This is a genomic window from Blastomonas sp. (assembly GCF_041747255.1).
Classification (GTDB): Bacteria; Pseudomonadota; Alphaproteobacteria; order Sphingomonadales; family Sphingomonadaceae; genus Blastomonas.
This window is the reverse complement of sequence record NZ_JBGTFM010000218.1, coordinates 1-5270: the sequence shown is the minus strand read 5'-3', so window position 1 is coordinate 5270 and position 5270 is coordinate 1. Positions and strand designations below refer to the sequence as shown.

Annotated in this window: 7 protein-coding genes and 1 tRNA gene; 6 read left to right on the top strand and 2 right to left on the bottom strand. The window is 60.1% G+C overall.

Annotation, left to right across the window (positions count from 1 at the left end):
* The 4 genes from ACEW8G_RS07840 to ACEW8G_RS07825 form a co-directional block, all read left to right on the top strand.
* Positions 1–441, top strand: a 441-nt coding sequence (locus ACEW8G_RS07840; RefSeq protein WP_373487873.1) for a hypothetical protein, incomplete at its 5' end; no start/stop codon positions are given.
* Positions 442–482: 41 nt separating this feature from the next.
* Positions 483–692, top strand: a complete 210-nt coding sequence (locus ACEW8G_RS07835; RefSeq protein ID WP_373487872.1) for a hypothetical protein — start codon at positions 483–485, stop codon at positions 690–692.
* Positions 689–1216 (top strand): hypothetical protein, encoded by a 528-nt coding sequence (locus ACEW8G_RS07830; RefSeq protein ID WP_373487871.1) that lies wholly within the window; start codon positions 689–691, stop codon positions 1214–1216. The genes ACEW8G_RS07835 and ACEW8G_RS07830 overlap by 4 nt, the downstream gene beginning before the upstream one ends.
* A gap of 66 nt (positions 1217–1282) precedes the next feature.
* On the top strand, positions 1283–1774 hold the full coding sequence (locus tag ACEW8G_RS07825; protein ID WP_373487870.1) for a hypothetical protein: 492 nt from the start codon (positions 1283–1285) through the stop codon (positions 1772–1774).
* 67 nt (positions 1775–1841) lie between these two features.
* On the opposite strand, the gene ACEW8G_RS07820 is transcribed toward ACEW8G_RS07825, so the two are convergent.
* Both ACEW8G_RS07820 and ACEW8G_RS07815 read right to left on the bottom strand, forming a co-directional pair.
* Positions 1842–2573, bottom strand: coding sequence for a PRC-barrel domain-containing protein (locus ACEW8G_RS07820; RefSeq protein ID WP_373487869.1), 732 nt, complete (start codon positions 2571–2573; stop codon positions 1842–1844).
* A gap of 639 nt (positions 2574–3212) precedes the next feature.
* Positions 3213–3288 (bottom strand) — tRNA-Lys (locus tag ACEW8G_RS07815).
* Between the two features lie 105 nt (positions 3289–3393).
* Here ACEW8G_RS07815 and dapF point away from each other — a divergent pair.
* Both dapF and mtaB read left to right on the top strand, forming a co-directional pair.
* On the top strand, positions 3394–4275 hold the full coding sequence (gene dapF, locus ACEW8G_RS07810; RefSeq protein WP_373487868.1) for a diaminopimelate epimerase: 882 nt from the start codon (positions 3394–3396) through the stop codon (positions 4273–4275).
* Positions 4272–5270: tRNA (N(6)-L-threonylcarbamoyladenosine(37)-C(2))-methylthiotransferase MtaB (gene mtaB / locus ACEW8G_RS07805; protein WP_373487867.1), on the top strand; the 999-nt coding region annotated here is incomplete at its 3' end. The genes dapF and mtaB, both read left to right, overlap by 4 nt.

The following is a 5270-nucleotide window of genomic DNA, read 5'->3' as shown; positions in this document are numbered from 1 at the left end:
GCCAGCATGACGGAGGCGCAGCGCACCCGGCGGGCTATCACCGCGCTTGAGGGCAAGGATTGCTGGACGCAGACCGACTACGCTCGCATTGATGTTCTGCGCGCGGCCTTGCGAGTGGCCGAACAGCACGAAGTCGCCGCTCCGAACTACACCGAAAAGCAGCGCCTGATCGCCGCCGCAGGGGGCCGCTTCTGCGCCGTGACCTTCACCAAGGCAGATGGAACGGAACGCACGATGCAGGTGCAGCCCGCGACCCTTCAGCATCACGTCAAGGGCGACAGCGCCACGGATGCGGGCAAGAAGGCGGTCGCCACCCGCAAGGCCCGCCACCCCCACCTGATGCCCGTCTGGGACGCGCAGGCCAAGGCCCCCCGCTCGATCAATCTGGCGACAATATCGCGGATCGCCGTTGATGGTCAGGTGCATCAATACTCCATCTGACAGTATGACAAATCCTGACAAAACCCCCGAAAGGAAAGACCATGACCAAAGAACCAAAGACCATTGATGACCTGCAATGCGACGCGACACGTCTTCATGGGGTGCTACAGGGCCTGAACTTGCTGCTGGATGAAGTGACAGGCGCAACCCCCCTTCAGAACGCCATCCATGCGCTGTCTGCGCAAGGCGAGGACATGGCCGATGTGCTGGCGAATGAAATCGACCAACTTAGCGCGGGGATGAAGAAATGAGCGGTCAGCTTTTCCGCGTGCCGGACAGCGCAGAATACAAGGCCGCGCGGATCACGGGGCTGGCCCGCGTCGGGATCGCCGCGACTGACAGCGTCCTGAATATCAACCTCGACGCGAGCGGCTATCGCGAGACACTGGAAACCATCGCCATCATGGCCGATGATCTGTTCCATGACCTGTCCGCCCGATCCTACGCAGCAAGCGTCAACGCAGCCATCGAACGCGACAGCCCATCCAAGCTGTTCGCAGAATGGCAGGCGCTGGACCGCGAATGGCGAGCGGCGTCGAAGGCAATGCCAGCGGATCAGGACGAACCGAAACCCGTGATCGACCTTGGCAACCGCGTCGAGGCTCAGTCAAAGCGGATCGCGCAGAGCAAGCCCACGACCACGGCAGATTGCGCCGCGCTTCTGGAATGGGTGCTGGAGGACAGCGATGGCGCATTGCTCAGCCCGATGTATGCAGTGGCACAGCGGAACGTGATCGCGTTTCTGAGAAAGGAGAGGGGAACGAACGACGCCTAGAGACTGCCTTCGCCGCCCGCGCCCCATTTGTTGGCGCGGGCGTTTGCCGCAACAGGATTTGAGACAATGAATTGCTACACGAACAATCGGAACTGGTCCGATAGGTTCCTGCCTGAAATCAAGCAACTGATCGGCGGGCATCTGTTGGAGACCGCTGCCGACCCCTTCGACCACATGCAGGCCACCGACCTGATGATGCTGGATGCCCGCGACATGCGTGTTGCGGCCCGTGTGCGCCGCCCAGGCTATGCACAACGCTACCCCTACCAGTTCACGATCCGCTCTCACGTCGCATCAGGGGCGCAGACGGAGCTATCCAAGATTGTGAACGGCAACGGTGACTGGATGTTCTATGGACACTCCAACGCGGCGCAGACTGCCCTGGACGCGTGGTGGCTGATCGACTTGCGGGCGTTCCGCGCGGGCCTGATCCGGCACATGGCGAACACGCCGCAGATTGTCATGGGCGATCAGGCGAATGCGGACGGGACGCGGTTCAAGTGGTTCGATGTGCGCTCGTTTCCGGCTGAGCCGCCGCTGGTGGTGGCAAGCGGTTGAGGTATTGGCGATACGATGTAGCACTTCTTAAGGTGCCCTTAAGAGCTTTGCCCAGTTCTATCACCGGCTACTCTTGATCATCCTGCATCATTTCGAGCACTTCTTCTGGGAAATCCGCATATATTCGATAGTCGTTGGCGTCAGTGTTCTTAAGCACCTGGAGTTCATCGAAGCCGACAGCCACATCCTTTTCGCCAAGTCCGAGGAAGCCGCCTACAGAAACCACAACCCGCTTACCGTCCTTGCTGCTAAAGATTTGGCCAACCACGCCAATCTCTTCGTCGTTAAGCCCGTAAATTATCTCGCCTTCGAGATCAGCGGCGGTAATTGAATTGATTTGGTCACTGTCAACAGTTTGGTACCCAACCCGTTGGACATTGGGGCGAACTAGCGGCTTGCGATCAGCGGTCAGTTTTGGCTTGGTTAGATGACCATCGCTGTCTTCAGCGAGCACATATCTCTCTATACTCGCTAATCTAGCCAATATTTCCTTCAAGTCGTCTCCCAAAGAGGTGGTTTCCGAGATCCCTAGCGAGCGACGAATTTCTCGCTCTAGAAACTTGTCTTCTGCCAGTTTATCAATGACGCTTTGCGATACTACGGCCACATGGTTCGATAGCATCAGCTGGACAATCAGTCCGAATATCGCAGTAATGAGTGCGGCAAACCCAAGCAGATACCCTAGGAGGGCTTTGTGAGTGACAACATCGCTTCTGAAGGTAGCTAGCTCTCCGCGGAGCGCTGTCACGGAAGCCTCACTTGCGCCCCCACTTCCAGCTTGTTCGTCCTGACCAGCCATAAATCTTACCAAATGAGAATCTGACGTCAGGAGAACTTAGACGTTACCTTCAACTGCTACAAGAAAATGCCGAAGAAAGCAGCAACTGCCAGACAGACTAGCGCCATATACAAGAAGACTCGAGGCATCCTTCGACGCAACGGAAGCTGTGACAGATGCTTCCGCGTCAGCAAAATTTCGCGCTCAAGATTTGAATTTTGATAATATACGCCCAATGATACGACCTCCGCTCAACCTGTGGTTTTTTCCCACTTAGAGCTTACCATGACCTTAACAGAGCAGCCTCACTTACACACTACACGCAACATCACAAATTGTTCCCACGGTCCTCTTTTTCGGCGCTTGACCGCTTGTTCCGGAAAGATGTTACACAGAAGAAAGGCGAAATTAGGCGGCGACGGCAGGCTAAGCCGTATGCCCAAATTATCGCCAAAACTTATCATGTGCTCGGTAAATCTCCAAAGGGACAGACTCTTTCCCGATTTAGGCGAATGTAAAGGTGGGCTGGGTTGGCGTAGCAGCTTTACACAAAATCTAGCCGAGAGCGGCCCCCTTGTCCCCCATGTGTCCCCCAGCACGCAATGGGCATGAAGGGTATTCTGATACCACCGCGCTTCGCTTTGCAAGTTAAAGAAAATATGGTGAGCCCGTCGGGGTTCGAACCCGAGACCTACTGATTAAAAGTCAGTTGCTCTACCAACTGAGCTACAGGCCCACTAGGCGGTTTACTTAGAAAGGAGACGGCGGAGGGTCAAGCCCTTAACGCGCTTACGCAACAAGATTGCTGGATAACCGGCGGCGGCATCGTTATATGCGCGGGATGAACGCCGATCTGCAATCCGGACTGCCCTTCCTGAAGATGCACGGGCTTGGCAACGACTTCGTCGTGCTGGATGCGCGCGAGAGTGTCGTGCTGGATGCGCGCGAGGGTGTCGTGCTGGATGCGCGCGCGCGGGCCCTGCCGCTGACGCCCGCGATGATCACCGGGATCGCGCATCGGCATTTCGGGGTGGGGTTCGATCAGTTGGCGGTGATCTCGGAGGGTGTCGGTGACGCGCATCTGACGTTCTACAACGCCGATGGCTCGACTTCGGCCGCCTGTGGCAACGCGACCCGCTGCATCGCACGTCTCCTGATGGATCAGACCGGCAAGACGGCGCTGCACCTGACCACGGATCGCGGCGATCTGGCGGTACGGGACGCAGGGGACGGGCTGACCGCCGTCAACATGGGCCAGCCCCAGCTTGACTGGGCGGAGATCCCGCTGGCGCGCGCAATGGACACGCTGGAATTGCCCATCGAGGGTGCTCCCGTGGCCACCGGCATGGGCAATCCGCATTGCACGTTTTTCGTCGACGACCTGAGCGCCGTCGACCTTCCGAGTTTCGGAGCCGCGCATGAACATCACCCGCTGTTCCCCCAGCGCACCAATGTGCAGCTGGTGCAGGTCATCGGTGCCGATCACCTGCGGATGCGGGTGTGGGAACGCGGCGTGGGCGTCACGCTCGCCTCCGGGTCGTCGAGCTGCGCCGTCGCCGTCGCCGCTGCCCGGCGCGGTCTGACGGGGCGGTCGGTGCGCATCGACCTCGACGGCGGCACGCTGGACGTGGACTGGCGCGATGACGGCGTCTGGATGACCGGGCCGACGATGCATGTCGCGTCCGGCGTCCTGACACATGCCTTTCTGGAGAGCCTGCGATGACCGCGCCCGTCTTCTCCAACCACGGCTGTCGGCTCAACGCCTATGAACTGGAAGCGATGAAGGAGCTGGCCGGCAATGCCGGTCTGAAAAACGCCATCGTGGTAAACACCTGCGCCGTCACGGCAGAGGCGGTGCGCAAGGCGCGTCAGGACATCCGCAAGCTGCGCCGCGCCAACCCCGGCGCACGCCTGATCGTGACCGGCTGCGCCGCGCAGACCGAACCCGCCACCTTCACCGCAATGCCCGAGGTCGATGCCGTCATCGGCAACACCGAAAAGATGCAGGCTGACACCTGGCAGGGGCTGGCCGCGGATTTCATCGGGGCCACGGAGGCAGTGCAGGTGAACGACATCCTGTCCGTGACCGAGACCGCAGGCCACTTGATCGACGGGTTTGGCACCCGCGCCCGCGCCTACGTGCAGGTGCAGAACGGCTGCGACCACCGCTGCACCTTCTGCATCATCCCCTATGGGCGCGGCAATTCGCGGTCGGTTCCGGCGGGCGTAGTCGTGGACCAGATCAAGCGGCTGGTGGACAAGGGATTCAACGAGATCGTCCTGACCGGCGTGGACCTGACAAGCTGGGGGGCCGACCTGCCCGCCAACCCATGCCTTGGCGATCTGGTGATGCGGATCCTGCGGCTGGTGCCCGACCTGCCGCGCTTGCGGATCAGCTCCATCGACAGCATCGAGGTGGACGAGAACCTGCTGGCCGCCATCGCGACCGAGCCGCGCCTGATGCCGCATCTGCACCTGTCGCTCCAGCATGGCGACGACATGATCCTCAAGCGGATGAAGCGCCGCCACCTGCGCGACGATGCGATCCGCTTTGCCCGGGAGGCCCGTCGGCTGCGGCCCGACATGACCTTCGGCGCGGACATCATCGCGGGCTTTCCGACAGAAACCGAAGCGATGTTCCGGAACGCGCTGCGGCTGGTGGAGGACTGCGATCTGACCTGGCTGCACGTATTCCCATACTCCGCACGCCCCGGCACG

Bases quoted from the DNA above. Each gene is read 5' to 3' on its own strand.
- ACEW8G_RS07820 (WP_373487869.1), bottom strand. From the start codon at position 2,573: ATGGCTGGTCAGGACGAACAAGCTGGAAGTGGGGGCGCAAGTGAGGCT.
- ACEW8G_RS07825 (WP_373487870.1), top strand. From the start codon at position 1,283: ATGAATTGCTACACGAACAATCGGAACTGGTCCGATAGGTTCCTGCCT.
- ACEW8G_RS07835 (WP_373487872.1), top strand. From the start codon at position 483: ATGACCAAAGAACCAAAGACCATTGATGACCTGCAATGCGACGCGACA.
- ACEW8G_RS07830 (WP_373487871.1), top strand. From the start codon at position 689: ATGAGCGGTCAGCTTTTCCGCGTGCCGGACAGCGCAGAATACAAGGCC.
- dapF (WP_373487868.1), top strand. From the start codon at position 3,394: ATGAACGCCGATCTGCAATCCGGACTGCCCTTCCTGAAGATGCACGGG.